Raw genomic sequence first — 16,206 nt, forward strand, 5'->3', positions numbered from 1 at the left:
GGAGGACTTTTTTAGTTTATTTCAAGGCCAAAATTATAAATCAGTTCAAGAAAATGTTCCAAAATATTGAACTGGAAATTATTGTTCAGAATAAAACCATATTTATCCAATGAAATACTTAAACGAACTACCCGAATGGTTTCTTCAATATAAGGATAATGTTGGTTGTACAAAAGAAGAAATTGAAGAGATGGAAAGATTTTATGGTTTCTCTTTCCCGGAAGCATACAAAGAATTACTATCTCTTATGGTCAAAAAGCCGGCGTATGCATACTTTTTACAAGGTTTTTGTTATTGGAACTACAAATTTATAAAAGAGTATTCTAAGGAAATCTTAGCCATCTATAATGAGTCTTTTGGTTCGGTTTCTCAATATGAAGATAGTTTTATAATTGTTGCTATGAGCGATGAGAGTTTTATTCTAATAAAAAATAATGAAGGGGAGAATCCCCCTGTGTATGTTTTTGGTGCAGATGGTCCCGGTTCTGAAATTATAAAAACAGATGATTTTTTCTCTGACTATGTTAAAACACTTGTACCTGGTCCCGGCGCATATAACTGATATGGAGTATTAGCTACTTATGTCCATATAATCTCCATATTTTTTGAAACTTATGAACGCATAAAGTTTATATTTATTTAAATCAACAAAGTTGCCACTAACATTGTATTTATGAAAACTGGCTGACGTAAGTAATTGGGCTCAAACCTAAAAGTTATAGAATAGGAAAATAATTTCAAGAATCAATCTTAAAACATTTTCCCCCTCAACTTCCGCTCAACCACTTCCAAAGAATCATTCCCCGTTATATCAATTCGCTGTAATTCATAAACATTCCTAAACGATGGGTTCAGTCTGTTGCCAATTCTAAAGGCCATCACAATGCCCATTGCCTGCATTTTTTCTTTCATTTGCTGGAGCAATGCTTTGTTTTTAGGCCTGCCGCCATACGGATAAGCAAAGGCTGGTACGAATGGTAAATTACTCTCCTCAAAATAGCGGATATTATTCTGCAGGTCTTCTGCTATTTCGTCAATACCCAATGTTTTATAGTTTCGGTGGGTATGAGAATGCAAGCCAAAAGAAATAAGCGCAGGGCTTAAAGACTTTAACTGATGGATGCTCATCAAATCGTCGGCTGCTGCATCCCAACTACTTTTCTGACCAATATAGTTGGTTGGCAGAAAAATAGTGGCAGGCGCATTATACCCCTGTAATATCGGATAGGCATACTCCAGATTATTCAGATAGCCATCATCAAAAGTAATAAAAACAGGCTTTGCCGGTAATTCATCCTTCTCTAAAACACAGGATACCAGCCGTTCCAAAGGCAAAATCTGGTACCCTTTCGATTGCAGAAACTGCAAGTGTTCCTCCAGCTGAGAAACACTTACAGTTAAACCATCCCTATGATCAGGTAAAACTTTATGATACATCAGAACAGGAAAACCTCTTCGGGAAGCCTTTAGCAGAAATAACCAAAGAGCTCCACCCAATGCCATAGCAATGAATATATATATCATCTCAACTCCGATCTAAAGTTTTCCTGGTTAATCTCGTGTAATTTAATGTATTTCATGGTTGTACTAAAGGCTTGCCCAAGCGACCACACAAAACCCCGATAGCCATTCAGAAAATTCAATCGAACCAGGTATTCAATCATGAATTTCACCGGAAATCCGGTCACTATTTTCAGAACAGACACCTTTTTTTCTGCCTTGTGCAATTCAACTGCTCCTTTCGTACTATAATTATTTATTTTATTCAGATAATCGCTCACATCGGCATAGCTATTATGCAAAACATGGTTTTTCAGCATCCCTCTTTTTCCATTCAACACCACATCTTCATGAATCTCCCGGTCGTTATAGTTGCCATGTTTCCGGTTAAACAGCCGAAGATGAGGCATTTTATATTCACGTCCATAGCGCAGAGGTTTACCTAAGAAAACCAGGGTATTAGGCACCATAAAGCCCTCATAATTCGGGCTCTGAAAAGCATCCAGAATCTCTTCTCTCAGTTCTTCACTCACTACTTCATCTGAATCTACAATGAAAACCCAGTCATGTTTAGCCTTCGAAACAGCATAGGCCTTTTGTTTACCAAAACTATCAAATTTGCGATAAAGGAAATTTGCCTCATATTTTCGGGCAATGGCTTCGGTTTCATCTGTGCTGCCACAGTCTAAAACCAATAATTCATCAGCCCAATCGGCCACAGATTTCAAGACACCATCCAGTGTTCTGGTATTATTAAGGGTTAGGGTAATGATTGATAGCGGAATTTTACTTGTATTTTTCTGCATATTTCACACAAAGATTAGGTTAATGAGAGTTTGACATTTTTTCGTGTGTGGAAATACATAGCAAACCCATCAGCACAACTCACCTGCAATAGTGAGCGTGGAATAGTTATTACTAAGAATCATCTTTATCAGCAACAATCAGGCATCAGATAGCCAAACGACCATAGTTCTGACGCTTTATCGTAATTGATAAAAACAGGAATAAACAATGAATAAAACCGTCTGTTAAGCAATAGTTTTACCGCTAGTCATCTGCAAAATTTGTGGGTATTTGTTCTGTTCCGAACGCGTAGGTGGAGAATGGCCCTTCTGCCGAAGAGCAGGGGGAATCAAGAGTGAATCTTTCATAATGGTTACGTTTAAATAATAGGATAGTAAAAACTTCCAGACAAATTTAAAAAACTGAATTGAAATTTGAATAAAAAAAGGAATTAAATAAAAATTAATTGCCGGAACAGGTTTTTGAATGATAACTTGTTTAAAACTAATTTTGATAATAATACCAAAAACTGATTATAAATAATAATTTCTACGTAAGTGCAGACTTCAGTATACACTGGTATAATGGCATTTTCTTTATTAACTTAGACGACTAATTCCATTCGCTGTTCAGAATGTAACGCTTATCTGGTTCATTATTACAAAGACTGGAACCCGGTATTTTTCACCCTCTTTAAAGCGTGTAAACATTTTGTACCAAGACCATTAAACTACTTCCCTTTAGACCAAAAATGGGAGACAAAACCCAACCTCACATTGATCGGAGATGCCGCACATCTGATGCCTCCATCAGGTGAGGGAGTTAATACAGCTATGCTTGATGCACTGGATTTAAGCGAGTACCTAACGAATGGCAAATTCTCAACCATACAAGCGGCTCTGGAAGCCTATGAAGAGCAAATGCTGGCAAGAGCTGCTATACTAGGCCAGGAGGCAATAGAAGGGATAAAAGACTTCTCCTCTCCTTCGGAAGAATCGGTTCAAAAGTTGATTCAGCAGCTTAATCAGCGTGAGGTATTGAAAGATTAAGTTATTTTTATCAGGTTCAAGAAATAAGCGTTCTTTTTGTAGAGACGTATTGCGATACGTCGCATGGCCTATCTACTCCAAAAATTATATATATTAGATTGGATAGACTCTTGGAGACGTATTGCATTACGTCTCTACCATTTTCGACATTTTTTAAAGAGCGGTTGCTTTATGAAACCTAATAAAATACAAAACAAAACCCTGACGCTTGCCAGGGTTTTGTTTCATTTAGGTTTAGATTTCGCATACTCACGGCCATCGGGTGTAACCCATTTCAGACTTCCGTCTTTATCAATAATCATATATTGATCAGCTATAAGCTCCTTATATTTTAATGTGATTACATTATCTGTCGATTCCACCACCATTTCCTCATTAATTATTGATTTATCATTAAAATTCTGGTGTAGAAATACCTTACCCTCTTTTTTATAGATTGTTACATCCACAATATCTTTACTGGGAGGCATCCATTGCCCAAGGGTTGTGCTATCGGTTGTATGAATAGCTTGTGCTTTATCTTTCAGTTGGTGTCCGCAGGAAGTTAGAAAAACAATAGAAAACAATAGTAAATACGCTCGCATTGAGTTAGGTTTAAAATGAGTTGTGAAATTAGTGAAAAAGGCTACTCATTTTTAGAATAGCCTTAATAATATTTCGGAATAAATGTCTGTATACTAGCAAAATCCCACCAGCCGAGCCAATGGGATTATACAATGTCTTCTAAAAACTACCCTCACGAATAATGCGCATACATCTGATTCACTTTTCCATTGTCATCAAAAAACATGACTTCAATCACCCGTTTCTCCATGATAGATTTATAGTAGATTGCTATCGAATTAACTCCGGCTACAGCATCAAATAGTTCAAAATGTAAATCCGGCACTTTTTTCAGGGCTGTTTCCCAATAGTTTCTGATGGCAGCAAAGTCTGATAAGGAGCCATCTTCAATACCCATAATGGTTTTTATCATGGGTGTAGTAATCACTAAGTCGTGGCTATAATGGCTTAATACCCTCTCTATGTCATGCGAGTTCCATGCGGCAACCCATTCCTCTGCAAATGCTTGTACATCAACTTTCATCATAATTTTCAATTTTTGTTAGCTATGTTGTAATACTCCGGTATGTAGCAAGCAAATATAATTTCGGGTCTTTCAATCACCTAATTAAAATTGCTGATTTTGGATACTAATCCACAAAAAAAATCCCACCAGCGAAGCCAATGGGATTAATACTTTACTTGCTGTGGGAACCTGTATACTATATCAATGATTCCATTTAAAATCTTTAGTTGTGAACTCAATAATTCTGTTACCTTCGTTAAAAAACTCGGCTTCTATAATAAGTGAAGTTGATTTTTTGAGCTTGCTAATAATCTTACTTTCTGAATTTAAAAATAATATATCGGAACTACCATCTGAAGACTCAGAGGTAGATATAGTAATCGGAGGCTCCTTATCAAATCTTAGCCTTACGGAACCACCCCTAATGCTTGATACAAACTGGCCTTTCGAAACCCTAAGGGCTATATTCGTTGAGCCATCCTTTTTCCGAATCATTAAGTAAGCTTCTGATCCACCATTATACGGAAATTGGAAATCCAGCTTATTGTTTGCTATAATTGTTGCCATATAAACAACCTTAGAGGTCATTTTATCAGGTTCTTCCTTGTAAACCCACTTAGTTTCTTCTGCTTCGGTTTTGTTTTCAGTTTTTATGGATTCTGCTGTTGTTTCGTTTTCAGTATCTATTTTGTCTTTTTTGGTATTTGTACATAAATTAACTAATGCTACAAACAAAATAAAAATAAAAATGTAATGATACCATTTTAGTTTCTTCTTAGTACTTGTACTTTCCATAGGGTAAATTGTTATTTAAAGGGTTAATGTCCCAAATTAATAAAAAAATAAGGATACTAGAAAAAAGTCTATATTATTTTTTAATAAGCATATTCACTATCAACAATGAAAATCATCTGATTAAATCTGAATCCTTCCGAAATGAAAAAAATCCCACCAGCCAAAGCCAGTGGGATTCGTATATAAAATTATCTCAATCACCTAACAAGTAAACCTGAACCCAATCCCATGCACATTCTCAATCTTGATTTTTGGGTCGTCAGATAGCATTTTTCTCAGGCGGGTAATGAATACGTCCAGACTTCTGCCCAGAAAATAATCATCCCTACCCCAGATGGCTGTCAATATCTCATCGCGTTTAATCACCTGATGTTTTCTTTCGCATAGAAACTTCAAAACCTCAGCTTCACGATGCGTTAATTGCTCTGCTTTAGTATCCGATTTAAGTGAAAGCTGGTCATAGTTAAACTCATAATCACCTAGTTTCCATTTGCCATTGCCTTCGGTTACTTCTTTATTCACCTCTTTCCGTTTCAGAAATACCTTAATGCGCAGGTTGAGTTCTTCGATGCTGAAAGGCTTGGTTACATAATCGTCTCCACCAACTTTCAGGCCGGCAATGCGGTCTTCCTGCATTCCTTTGGCAGTCAGGAAAATAATCGGTATCTGTTGGTTCTGTTTTCTGATTTTTTCGGCTAATGAGAAACCGTCTAATTCGGGCAGCATCACATCCAGCAGGCATAGGTCATATTTTTCTTTGGTAAAGCTCTTCCAGGCTTCTTTTCCATCCTGAAAATGTATCACCTCATAGCCTTCCATTTCAAGATTATCTTTGGTTACGTAGCTAAGGTTGGGATCGTCTTCGACGTATAATATTTTAGGCATATTTAGTTTATAGATGTAGAAACGAGGTAAAAATTATCAATCCAACCGTTTCTTATTCTTGTTTCATAATTACAGTAAACGTACTCCCCTGCCCTGGCTCACTCTCCACTTCTATCTCCCACTTATGCGCCCTCACAATTTCTCGCACATAGCTTAGCCCAAGCCCGAAACCTTTCACGTTATGGGTATTTCCGGTAGGTACCCGATAGAACTTATTAAAAATCTTATGCTGGTGTTCTTTGGCTATCCCAATGCCGTTATCGCTGATTGATAGTACCAGACTCTCCTCTATATTCTCGGTTTTTATCTTGATACAAGGTTTTTTACCTGAGTATTTAATGGCATTTTCGAGCAGGTTGCGTATCAGGCTTATCAATTGCGTGCGGTCGGCATAGATGCTGGTTCGGGTAGCGTTTAGTTCAATACTTAACGAATCTTCCAGTTCTGCTTTTACACCTTCGGTCACGTCATTGATCACACTGTGCAATTCCTGCAACTGGATATTCAAATCCATTTTGCCACGCTCCATGCGAGCCGTATTCAACACCGATTCAACCTGATTTTTCAGCCGGTTATTCTCTTGTCTGATGATATGCACATATTTTTTCAAACGCTCGGGTTGCTCCATTATTTTAGCCTGACTCAAAACATCTGTGGCTACTCTGATGGTAGATATAGGCGTCTGAAATTCGTGCGTCATATTATTGATAAAATCCCGCTGTACTTCACTAAGCCGTTTCTGTCTTAGAATCACAAACATCGAATAACCGAAAAAGGCGGTCACGACCAGCGTTATCAAAGAAGAAATGACCCATATATCGAGGCGAGCAGCCAGAAAACTAGCTTTACTGGGAAACCTGACCCCAAAGTAATTGAGATATTTATCGGTTTTGGGTAAGGTCTTTTTCAATGCCGTACTCTCTTCAAAATCAGAGTTGATATGCGCGCCATCTACAATTTTGTCGGTATTACAATCATAGATACCATATTCAAAATCAGTCTGTAAATTTTGTTTCTTAAACTCTTCTTTCAGGTAATGCTCCAGCACATCGGCATCTAGGGGTATGCGTAAATTGGCTACGTAATAATCGGATGAAAGCTGACTAACGGGGTTCTCAATACTGGAAAGCTTGTACAAGGAGGAGATTTTGTTCGCAACATTTCGTAAAGAGATCATCACAGTCTGGCGAAACTGTTGCTCTTTTAAATCGAATGCACGCTTTACCCAATAGGCTTGTACAGCGATGATTCCCGTGATTGAAAGCGTGCCGAGTATAATCAGAAGTCGGATGGTATTTCTATTCAAAACGGGATAGTTTTTTCGTAAAATTATACAAGAAAACATTTAATGACAAAATTTTAATCATAAGTTTAGTGAGTGGTTATTAAAAAAGTTATGTAAAATCTAAATATTCTTTTAAATTAACTGTCTACCCTTTGAAAAAGAAAATTTTCTACCTTTATTTGCTCTGTTGAAAGAATCTTATTCCAAAACAAAATACTATTTCTCATTTCCCTAAGCACTATGCAAGAATTAAAAACTCTCGGTTCCCTCGATTACGCCGTCTTCTTCTTCTATTTTATTGTAGTATCAGCTTATGGCTACTGGATTTACAAGAAAAAACAAGCCAAACAGTCTTCCACTAAAGACTTTTTCCTTGCAGAAGGATCTCTTACCTGGTGGGCTATTGGAGCTTCGTTGATTGCCTCAAATATCTCTGCCGAGCAGATGATTGGTATGTCAGGCAATGGTTTTTCTATGGGTTTGGCTATCTCCACTTATGAGTGGATGGCAGCAGCGACATTGATTGTGGTAGGTATTGTTTTTATGCCTATTTACCTGAAAAACAAGATTTTTACGATGCCTCAATTCCTTAATCAACGCTACAACTCTACCGTGAGCTTGATTATGGCTATTTTCTGGCTGGCTCTGTATATTTTAGTAAATCTTACTTCAATCCTGTATTTAGGAGCTTTAGCAGTATCTGGTATCTCAGGGATTGATTTTACAGTCTGTATGATTGGGCTGGCAATATTTGCGGTTATTATTACTGTTGGGGGGATGAAAGTAATTGGTTTTACCGATGTAATTCAGGTATTCTTCCTGATTGTAGGTGGGCTGGCTACTACTTATCTGGCGGTTATGTTGGTTTCAAGCCAGTATGATGGCATAGAAAGCATTACCAATGGTTTGAAATTAATGACCGAAAAATCGGAAGATCACTTCCATATGATTTTCAAAAAAGGAGATACGCATTATATGGCATTGCCAGGCTTAACGGTATTGATTGGCGGTATGTGGATTGTGAATCTGAACTACTGGGGATGTAATCAATACATTACGCAACGTGCGCTGGGAGCAGACCTTGATACAGCCCGCAAAGGGATTTTATTTGCTGCATTCCTGAAATTATTAATGCCTGTTATCGTAACACTTCCGGGTATTGCGGCTTATACTTTGTATCAGAAGGGGTTGTTTCAACAAGAAATGTTAGGGGCTGATGGCACGCTTAATCAGGACAATGCTTATCCTGTCTTATTAAATCTATTACCTATTGGTTTGAAAGGCTTGTCATTTGCGGCTTTAACAGCGGCAGTTGTAGCATCGTTGGCAGGTAAAGCCAATAGTATTTCTACGATTTTCACGCTTGATATTTTCAAAAATTATATCGGTAAAAATGCGACTGAAAAACACCTGGTTTGGATAGGCCGTGTAACTATTGTGGTATCGATGATTCTGGCTATTGTCATTTCTCCTTATATGGGAATCGATAAAAAAGGTGGTTTCCAGTTTATTCAGGAAATGACCGGGCTCTTATCACCGGGTATTTTTGCTTCGTTCATCATGGGCTTCTTCTGGAAACGTACCAACTCGGCAGGCGCCTTGTTTGCTATCGTGGGTGGTTTCTTAATTGCGCTTTCGATGCACAATAACTGGATGCCATTATCTCTATTTGCAGACTGGACAACCGTACCATTCCTTGACCGTATGGGGATTGTATTCCTTATTTGCGTAGCGGTTATGTTTGTTTTAGGTTTTGTTCTACCTGACGAACGTAAAGGTCTTGAAATTGATACAAGTATGTTTAAAGTAAAAGGCGTATTTGCCGTAGGAGCAACCGTAGTTGTATTGATTATTACTTTCTTATACTGGTATTTCTGGTAAGAAAACAAAACTATATAAAACGAAGAAAGGCTTGGGGATTCTCAAGCCTTTCGTTTTTATATCATGAATATAAATTACTTCAACAACTTAGGAAACATCGCCTGCGCCCGCTCAATTCTCGGAATTGAAACCGAAGCTACATAAGGCTCATCAGCATGGTGCTGGTCGTAATTCTGATGATACGCTTCTGCTTTATAAAATGCCTTGAATAGCACAATCTGCACAACAATAGGCTTTTTGTATTTGCCAGACGCTGCCAATTTGTTTTTATAATCAGTAGCTAATTTCTGCTCTTCGGCATTGGTATAAAAAATAACCGAACGATACGAATCTCCGTGGTCAGGGCCTTGTCCGTTTACCTGCGTTGGGTCTTGTGAGGCAAAATATACCTCTAGTAAAGTGGCATAACTGATAATGGCAGGGTCATAATGTACCGCTACAGTTTCAGCATGGCCAGTTGTTTCTGTAACCACGTCCCGATAAGTCGGGTTCTTGGTATTCCCGCCACTATACCCCGACTCTGCCTCTTTTACCCCTTTCAGACTATCAAAAATCCCTTCTACCGCCCAAAAACAGCCAGAGGCAAAATAGGCAGTCTCTAATTTGCCATACTTCGTATTATCTATTGTCGGAACTTTATACTTCTCTGTTGTGGCATTATTAGCATCGGAAGTATAGCTACAAGAAAAAACGCCGACAAATGCGCCAACCATTATAATAATTGCAAGTCCTTTATTCATTTGTATTAATAGTTAAATTGAATCATTCTCTATTAATATAAACGTGTTTTGGGGCATTTTGGTTTGCTTTCGCAACTCTTAAAATGTCTTAAAAAATGCACTATTGATACTACACACTAAAACCCAATTTCACCTTATATCGCCACCGGTCTTTGCCAATTTCATTTTCCAGTTTGAGTACCTCATGCGTTTTCTTACTTATCCAGAATACCTCTCTATATCCCTTTGACTCATGGGTAAGCAACCAGCAATCTACTTTCTGGGTGTCATATCCTTCTAATTGTCCTGAACCTGTAACGGTATAAGATTCAAATTTTGGTGCCATATAACCCGGCTCATAGAATGGAATCATATAAGTAGTGTTGGCTTTATAAGGCATCAGCGGAAATACTTCCAGATCAAGATGCCAGTTTAAGGCATACTGATTTAAAGCTTTTTGAAATGCCTCCCAGACAAATTTTTTGTTTTTTATGGTATCAGCTTCAGTTATAGATATATCATTGACTTTGGCAGTTTTATTCATAAAGTCAAACTCACCTGTCCCCCGTGCCTTCCACCAGCTTTGGTGATAAAGTGGCGCGAATGTCTTTTTATCACAAACCGATTTTACGGTATGTATCACGCTGTCTCTGTCCTCCCATTCCTGTTTTACCACAATAGCTTCTTTGCCATTGTAATTTTCAAACGAAATATTTCTAGTCCAGAATTGTGGTCTTGACCTTGCGGCATCTTTGCCCATTTTAAAATAGACCAGATAGCGGTTATTTCCTTCTTTCAGGTATTTGGTGTTTACTTTAGTAGCGTCTACCCACACGGTATCCTGTGCAAAAGAAGATAAACAAAAGCATAATGCGATAAGTGCATAAATTAGTTTAGTGAATAATAGCTTCATCATTGTTTGTATAAGAAAAGAGGTTATTGTTACTTCTTAAAACCCTTAATTACCGCATCAAAACTCACCCAATAAATATCACCCGTGCCATTCTGGGGTGAGGTAAAGGCTTTGTATAAATCATCAATCTTAACCGGATTACCGGGATATGCATTCGGAATATTGATTCTTTCACTGGTAAAAAACAGCATCTTTTTATCCGGGCTCACATACGGACAATAATCCAATCGGTTAGAATTAAGCATGCCTAAATTCTGTGCAGGTAGCCATTTGCCGTTGGCATCTTTGATACTCATATAAAGGTCTCCCCTGCCCTTATCATCTTTCCGGCCGTAAGACGTAAAAATTATATAATCTTCATCGGGCGAAACAAAGGCATTGAACTCGTATGTTTTAGAATTAATGGCTGTATCTAATGGCATGGGTTGCGTGTATTTCCCTTGTTCAAATTTTGAAACAAAAATATCCTCTTTCCCTATGGCAGTTTTATAAGCCGCTGTATAATAGAGATTGCCGTTTCTGGCAATAGATGGATAAAATTCATCTTCAGAAGTATTGATAGGTGCCCCCAGGTTTTGCGCTTTACCCCATTGCCCATTTTCTCTGCTTACAACCCATATATCAAAATCCTTTGGCTCATTGCCTTGCGTTGGTCGGTTAGAAGCAAAATAGATTTTCTTGCCATCAGCAGAGAAAGCAGGTTCTAAATCAGAGTATTTGCCGGCAAAGGGGGCAATTTCAGGTTTAGACCAAGTGCCATTGGCTCCTTTTTTACAATAAATAATAGTCTGAAAAACACCTTGTGGAGATTGTAGCGTATAAAAAATCTCATTGCCGTCTGGCGAAATAGCAAAATCTCTCTCACTGAATCCTGTACTTATACCGAATACTTCTGCCTGGGCAGGTGGGTTTGTCAAGGTAAAAGGTTTTTGGGCTATCAAAGTTAAAGCCGAGAAGAACAGCGCAAGTATTAAGAGAGATTGTCGGTTCAGAAACATAGCCATTTATTTTATGAGAATAAAAGTATAGGCTTTATGTGATATACTTCTAGCCATAAGTACAGACAACCAGTATCAACCAACAAAAAGCAACTTTTATGATATTCCGGCAGATTTCTCTATAAAACCTGCTACTTGTGGGGAGGAAAAGGCTATTGGTAGACAGAAGTCTTTTTATCAGCATATTTTCTTATAATTTTATACTTTCAAAGTCGACAATTACCCTTTGATGCAAAAACGAATCATTCATCATATTGCTTTCTGGATAGCCTATGTTTTGTTTAAGGCCTATCTTAATTTTGAATCATTGGCTTATAACCAGCCTAAAGCTAATATTTTCTCTTTATTCTTTCTCGCTATAGGTGTCCAGTCTACCTATCTGATTGTTAAAATTCCTTTGGTATATACGATATTTCATATTACTGAGCAGTTTCTATCTAAAAAATGGAGCATCCTGAAATCGCTTGGCAGCACTATTCTGGTGTTTGCGGTGGCTATTCCTGTTTTCTTGTTTATCACCAATATTGCACAGAAGTACATTTTAAAGCATACTTCTATGACTGATGCCAGCTATTATACGCTAGCCAGTGTTTTCTATGCATTCTTCTTATTATGCTTTATGTGTGGTGTGGCTTTGGCCATAAAATTGATCCGACAAAACCTTAGAGCCAAAGAAATTGAACAGGAAATGACCAAAAAGCGATTGGAAACCGAACTTCGCTTCCTGAAAGCCCAGACTAATCCGCATTTCTTATTCAATACGCTCAACAATATTTATGGATTAGCCCGCAAGAAATCTGACGATACAGCAGAAGTAGTCATGAAACTCTCAAAACTATTGCGCTTCATGCTCTACGAAACCAATAAGCCCTATATACCAATTGAAGAAGAATTGCGCGTGATGGAAGATTATATTGAACTCGAAAAAATACGCTATAACCAACGCCTGAAAATTGATTTCATTAAGGATATTGATAGCCAGCATGAACCAATCGCACCTTTAATATTGCTACCATTTGTAGAAAATGCCTTTAAACATGGAGCGGGCGAAACCATCAACGAATCTTATATCAATATTAAAGTGCAATCAGAAAAGAGCCAGTTGTTTTTTAGTGTAGAAAATTCAAAATCAGATGATAATTCCTCAGAAATTATTGAAAAAATAGGCTTAAGCAATGTACGTCGACAGTTGGAATTAATGTATCCCGAACATCAGTTAACCATTGAAAACCGCGCCTCTACTTTTAAAATTGTCCTGAAATTAAACCTGAATAGCCATGCAAAAATTTAACTGTATTATTGTGGAAGATGAACCCCTTGCGGCCGAAATCTTACAGGATTACGTAATGCAAGTACCTTTTTTGCAGTTAAAGGCCGTATGTGCCAATGCGGTTCTGGCTACTGAAATACTTCGGAATCATACGATTGATTTGATTTTCCTGGATATTAATCTGCCAAAACTCAAAGGACTGGACTTCATTAAAACCCTGCACCATCCACCACGCATCATTCTTACTACCGCCTATCATGAATATGCTTTGCAAGGCTACGAACACAATGTATTAGATTATCTGCTTAAACCTATAGAATTTAGTCGCTTTCTGAAAGCCGTTAATAAGCTAACTACCCCTACTTTTGTTGCCACTCCTATTGCCACAGAAGACAGAAAGTATCAGTTCTTCAACGTGAATAAGAAAATGGTCAAGGTATTCTTTGATGAAATTCTGTATATCGAAAGCCAGAGAGAATATGTAAAAATCACCACTAAAACCCAGGCTATTCTCACGAAGCTACCTTTGAGCGAAGTAGAAGAACTATTAGAAAACGAGAATTTTCTGCGCGTACATCGCTCTTTTATTGTGGCAAAAGATAAAATTGAAGCTTATTCAGCTACGGAAGTGGACATAAATGGCAAACAAATTCCGATAGGAAGAGGTTATAAAGACGAAGTTTGGGACGTTTTGTCGAATTAACCGACAAACTTTTCATAAAAACCTTACTTTTGCAAATCCACTAAGAGCCTGTTTAATTATTGTCTTTCTGACCGAAAAGGATAGATTTTTTAGTAAGACAAGGCGCATTTTGCAAGCGTAGCCAGCAGCTACGATGAAAAAATGTAACGCAGTATTGCTAAAAAATATACCTTTGCAGGTCGAAATACAATAGTTAAACAGGCTCTAAATACTGAAAACAGATTTAATGAAAATTGCCGCTATCGATATTGGTTCAAATGCAGCCCGAATGCAGATTTCCTCGGTATTGCATGATAAAAACAAAATCAATTTTAAGAAAGTAGAATACGTGCGTTTCGCCCTGCGTTTGGGGATGGACGTATTCAACACCGGAAAAATATCTTACGAAAGCGAAGCCCGGATTAAAAAACTACTGATGGCTTACCGCTTATTAATGGAACTTCATGAAGTAGACGCCTACATGATATGTGCCACCTCTGCCATGCGGGAGGCTGAAAACGGCGTGAATATCGTTGAAAGAATCAAAAATGAATTAGGTATGGAAGTCCATCTGATTGATGGTGAAAAAGAGGCCGAACTCATTAATGATGTGATCAAAGTAGTGCTGGCGGAAGATAAAACCTATCTGCATATTGATGTAGGCGGAGGTAGCACCGAACTGAATATTTATAAAGGCCGCACCAAAATAGCAGCCAAATCTTTCAAAATCGGCTCTGTGCGTCTGCTTGAACACAAAGAAGCACCCGATGTATGGCGAAAAATGCAGGCTTGGGTAGAAGAAAGTGTTCCGACACATGAGAATGTTGTGGCCGTGGGTACAGGCGGAAATATCTCCAAATTATTCAATCTGATTGAGCATAAAACTCAGGGAAAAGCGACCATTGAGGAACTGGAGAAAAAACGCAATTATATCAGCAAGTTCAGCATTGAAGAACGTATCAATAAACTCCAACTCAATGCCGACCGCGCCGATGTGATTGTTCCGGCTTCTGATATTTATATATCAGTGATGAAATGGGCTGGGGCCAACGAAATTATCGTACCTGATTTAGGTCTGAAAGACGGTATTCTCCTATTGGTTTACGAAACTTTGATGGAAGAAGAACAATAAAACAATCTCATGAAAAAAAGAATTTTTACTTATACAGCCCTTCTAGCTACGAGTGTTGGTCTACTATTTATGCTCTCTTCATGGGGTATGTGGGGGCATCAGCACATCAATAAATCCGCGATTTTTGCATTGCCGGACGAGCTTCGCGTTTTCTTCTACAATCACATGGACTTTGTGGTAGAAGAATCAAATGTACCCGATTTAAGAAAATATACCTTAAGTGACCGGGCCGAAAATCCCCGCCACTATGTAGATATTGAAGATTTTGGAAGCATTGACAGTATGCCACAAACCAGCAAACTGGCTTATGCCAAATATGATACTAAGCTATTGCAATCAAGCGGTATTTTGCCCTGGTATATTCAGGATGTGATGGAGAAACTGACTAAATCGATGCAAGGCATGAGAAAAACCGAGGCTTTGTTTTTAGCTGCCGATTTAGGTCATTATCTGGGTGATGCTCACATGCCATTGCATACTTCAAGCAATCATAACGGACAATTGACTAACCAAGCAGGTATCCACGCATTCTGGGAAGCACAATTGCCTGAAATTTATGGAGAAACCTATAACCTTCATACAGAAAATGCCCGCTATATTGATGACGTAACCAAAGAAACCTGGCGTATTATCAGACACTCGCACGAATTGGCAGACACACTATTGGCGAAAGAAAAAGAGTTAAGAAAGACGTTTCCGGCTGATAAAATTTTCCAGAAAGATGCCAGCGGTAAATTGATTAAGAACAAATTCAATCAATCTGTCTACACCAAAGAATATTCAGAACTATACCATAAAGCCCTAGATGGTATGATTGAAAAACAGCTGAAAGGTGCCATTTCGGCCACTGCCAATTTCTGGTATACCGCATGGGTCAATGCCGGAAAACCTGATTTGAAATCATTGGATGATGAAGGTTTAACCAAAAGAAACAAATCTAACTATAAAAAAGACCTCAAAGCCTGGGAAAAAGGGAAATTGACGGTATTAAAGGTTGAGCCGGAGTTTTGATAAAAGATTATTTCAATAAAATAAATCCCGTAGGGATGATATATCGGTAGAAATAAGAAAGATTTAAAAATTGAGTCCCGTTAGGGACGATATATTGTTTGAATATACCGTCCCTAACGGGACTATAAATTTATTCTATTTATCTTTCTACCGATATATCATCCCTACGGGATTTGGTTATGTTTCTAAATGTATGATGCTTTATAATTTCTATAGTTCATAGTTAATTTT

Annotated in this window: 17 protein-coding genes; 7 read left to right on the top strand and 10 right to left on the bottom strand. The window is 38.0% G+C overall.

The features are described 5' to 3' along the window. The first annotated feature begins 109 nt into the window (after positions 1 to 109). On the top strand, positions 110 to 562 hold the full coding sequence (locus ACYVFA_RS22130; RefSeq protein ID WP_460474048.1) for an SMI1/KNR4 family protein: 453 nt from the start codon (positions 110 to 112) through the stop codon (positions 560 to 562). 188 nt (positions 563 to 750) lie between these two features. Here the strand turns inward: ACYVFA_RS22130 and ACYVFA_RS22135 are convergent, their stop codons facing one another. Together ACYVFA_RS22135 and ACYVFA_RS22140 are read right to left on the bottom strand one after the other, a co-directional pair. Continuing rightward, a complete protein-coding gene (locus ACYVFA_RS22135; protein ID WP_460474049.1) occupies positions 751 to 1,524 on the bottom strand; it encodes a polysaccharide deacetylase family protein in 774 nt (257 codons plus the stop codon). Beyond that, entirely contained in the window at positions 1,521 to 2,306 is a 786-nt protein-coding gene (locus ACYVFA_RS22140; protein WP_460474050.1) for a glycosyltransferase family 2 protein, read from the bottom strand. Before ACYVFA_RS22140 ends, ACYVFA_RS22135 begins: the two co-directional genes overlap by 4 nt. A gap of 756 nt (positions 2,307 to 3,062) precedes the next feature. Here ACYVFA_RS22140 and ACYVFA_RS22145 point away from each other — a divergent pair. Continuing rightward, the gene (locus ACYVFA_RS22145; RefSeq protein WP_460474051.1) at positions 3,063 to 3,335 is read left to right on the top strand and encodes an FAD-dependent oxidoreductase; all 273 of its coding nucleotides are present in this window, start codon (positions 3,063 to 3,065) and stop codon (positions 3,333 to 3,335) included. Between the two features lie 224 nt (positions 3,336 to 3,559). Here the strand turns inward: ACYVFA_RS22145 and ACYVFA_RS22150 are convergent, their stop codons facing one another. The 5 genes from ACYVFA_RS22150 to ACYVFA_RS22170 form a co-directional block, all read right to left on the bottom strand. Further along, positions 3,560 to 3,919, bottom strand: coding sequence for a hypothetical protein (locus tag ACYVFA_RS22150; RefSeq protein ID WP_460474052.1), 360 nt, complete (start codon positions 3,917 to 3,919; stop codon positions 3,560 to 3,562). A gap of 152 nt (positions 3,920 to 4,071) precedes the next feature. Further along, a complete protein-coding gene (locus ACYVFA_RS22155) occupies positions 4,072 to 4,425 on the bottom strand; it encodes a YybH family protein (protein ID WP_460474053.1) in 354 nt (117 codons plus the stop codon). Positions 4,426 to 4,605: 180 nt separating this feature from the next. Next, complete coding sequence (locus ACYVFA_RS22160; protein ID WP_460474054.1) at positions 4,606 to 5,199, bottom strand: hypothetical protein; 594 nt, start codon at positions 5,197 to 5,199, stop codon at positions 4,606 to 4,608. A gap of 201 nt (positions 5,200 to 5,400) precedes the next feature. After that, positions 5,401 to 6,084, bottom strand: coding sequence for a response regulator transcription factor (locus ACYVFA_RS22165; protein ID WP_460474055.1), 684 nt, complete (start codon positions 6,082 to 6,084; stop codon positions 5,401 to 5,403). Between the two features lie 52 nt (positions 6,085 to 6,136). Continuing rightward, positions 6,137 to 7,390 (bottom strand): sensor histidine kinase, encoded by a 1,254-nt coding sequence (locus ACYVFA_RS22170; RefSeq protein WP_460474056.1) that lies wholly within the window; start codon positions 7,388 to 7,390, stop codon positions 6,137 to 6,139. A 219-nt stretch (positions 7,391 to 7,609) separates the two neighbouring features. Here ACYVFA_RS22170 and ACYVFA_RS22175 point away from each other — a divergent pair, with 219 nt between their 5' ends. Continuing rightward, on the top strand, positions 7,610 to 9,250 hold the full coding sequence (locus ACYVFA_RS22175; RefSeq protein ID WP_460474057.1) for an SLC5/6 family protein: 1,641 nt from the start codon (positions 7,610 to 7,612) through the stop codon (positions 9,248 to 9,250). A 74-nt stretch (positions 9,251 to 9,324) separates the two neighbouring features. Here the strand turns inward: ACYVFA_RS22175 and msrA are convergent, their stop codons facing one another. The 3 genes from msrA to ACYVFA_RS22190 all read right to left on the bottom strand — a co-directional run bounded on the left by msrA (position 9,325) and on the right by ACYVFA_RS22190 (position 11,880). Next, positions 9,325 to 9,990, bottom strand: coding sequence for a peptide-methionine (S)-S-oxide reductase (msrA, locus tag ACYVFA_RS22180; RefSeq protein ID WP_460474058.1), 666 nt, complete (start codon positions 9,988 to 9,990; stop codon positions 9,325 to 9,327). 109 nt (positions 9,991 to 10,099) lie between these two features. Further along, positions 10,100 to 10,885 carry a DUF3108 domain-containing protein gene (locus ACYVFA_RS22185; RefSeq protein ID WP_460474059.1) on the bottom strand — a complete coding sequence of 262 codons (786 nt, stop codon included), beginning with the start codon at positions 10,883 to 10,885 and terminating at the stop codon, positions 10,100 to 10,102. Positions 10,886 to 10,911: 26 nt separating this feature from the next. Further along, positions 10,912 to 11,880, bottom strand: coding sequence for a hypothetical protein (locus ACYVFA_RS22190; protein WP_460474060.1), 969 nt, complete (start codon positions 11,878 to 11,880; stop codon positions 10,912 to 10,914). 229 nt (positions 11,881 to 12,109) lie between these two features. Here ACYVFA_RS22190 and ACYVFA_RS22195 point away from each other — a divergent pair, with 229 nt between their 5' ends. From ACYVFA_RS22195 to ACYVFA_RS22210, 4 genes are all read left to right on the top strand, one after another. Beyond that, entirely contained in the window at positions 12,110 to 13,171 is a 1,062-nt protein-coding gene (locus tag ACYVFA_RS22195) for a sensor histidine kinase (RefSeq protein ID WP_460474061.1), read from the top strand. Continuing rightward, positions 13,158 to 13,853, top strand: a complete 696-nt coding sequence (locus ACYVFA_RS22200; RefSeq protein ID WP_460474062.1) for a LytR/AlgR family response regulator transcription factor — start codon at positions 13,158 to 13,160, stop codon at positions 13,851 to 13,853. Before ACYVFA_RS22195 ends, ACYVFA_RS22200 begins: the two co-directional genes overlap by 14 nt. 226 nt (positions 13,854 to 14,079) lie before the next feature. Then, positions 14,080 to 14,964, top strand: coding sequence for a Ppx/GppA phosphatase family protein (locus ACYVFA_RS22205; protein ID WP_460474063.1), 885 nt, complete (start codon positions 14,080 to 14,082; stop codon positions 14,962 to 14,964). Between the two features lie 9 nt (positions 14,965 to 14,973). Then, a complete protein-coding gene (locus ACYVFA_RS22210; RefSeq protein ID WP_460474064.1) occupies positions 14,974 to 15,975 on the top strand; it encodes a zinc dependent phospholipase C family protein in 1,002 nt (333 codons plus the stop codon). Positions 15,976 to 16,206 lie beyond the last annotated feature (231 nt).

This window comes from Emticicia fontis (assembly GCF_054779675.1).

Bases quoted from the DNA above. Each gene is read 5' to 3' on its own strand.
- ACYVFA_RS22140 (WP_460474050.1), bottom strand. From the start codon at position 2,306: ATGCAGAAAAATACAAGTAAAATTCCGCTATCAATCATTACCCTAACC.
- ACYVFA_RS22175 (WP_460474057.1), top strand. From the start codon at position 7,610: ATGCAAGAATTAAAAACTCTCGGTTCCCTCGATTACGCCGTCTTCTTC.
- ACYVFA_RS22185 (WP_460474059.1), bottom strand. From the start codon at position 10,885: ATGATGAAGCTATTATTCACTAAACTAATTTATGCACTTATCGCATTA.
- ACYVFA_RS22155 (WP_460474053.1), bottom strand. From the start codon at position 4,425: ATGATGAAAGTTGATGTACAAGCATTTGCAGAGGAATGGGTTGCCGCA.
- ACYVFA_RS22130 (WP_460474048.1), top strand. From the start codon at position 110: ATGAAATACTTAAACGAACTACCCGAATGGTTTCTTCAATATAAGGAT.
- ACYVFA_RS22195 (WP_460474061.1), top strand. From the start codon at position 12,110: ATGCAAAAACGAATCATTCATCATATTGCTTTCTGGATAGCCTATGTT.
- ACYVFA_RS22200 (WP_460474062.1), top strand. From the start codon at position 13,158: ATGCAAAAATTTAACTGTATTATTGTGGAAGATGAACCCCTTGCGGCC.
- ACYVFA_RS22160 (WP_460474054.1), bottom strand. From the start codon at position 5,199: ATGGAAAGTACAAGTACTAAGAAGAAACTAAAATGGTATCATTACATT.
- ACYVFA_RS22190 (WP_460474060.1), bottom strand. From the start codon at position 11,880: ATGTTTCTGAACCGACAATCTCTCTTAATACTTGCGCTGTTCTTCTCG.
- ACYVFA_RS22135 (WP_460474049.1), bottom strand. From the start codon at position 1,524: ATGATATATATATTCATTGCTATGGCATTGGGTGGAGCTCTTTGGTTA.
- msrA (WP_460474058.1), bottom strand. From the start codon at position 9,990: ATGAATAAAGGACTTGCAATTATTATAATGGTTGGCGCATTTGTCGGC.
- ACYVFA_RS22210 (WP_460474064.1), top strand. From the start codon at position 14,974: ATGAAAAAAAGAATTTTTACTTATACAGCCCTTCTAGCTACGAGTGTT.
- ACYVFA_RS22205 (WP_460474063.1), top strand. From the start codon at position 14,080: ATGAAAATTGCCGCTATCGATATTGGTTCAAATGCAGCCCGAATGCAG.
- ACYVFA_RS22150 (WP_460474052.1), bottom strand. From the start codon at position 3,919: ATGCGAGCGTATTTACTATTGTTTTCTATTGTTTTTCTAACTTCCTGC.
- ACYVFA_RS22165 (WP_460474055.1), bottom strand. From the start codon at position 6,084: ATGCCTAAAATATTATACGTCGAAGACGATCCCAACCTTAGCTACGTA.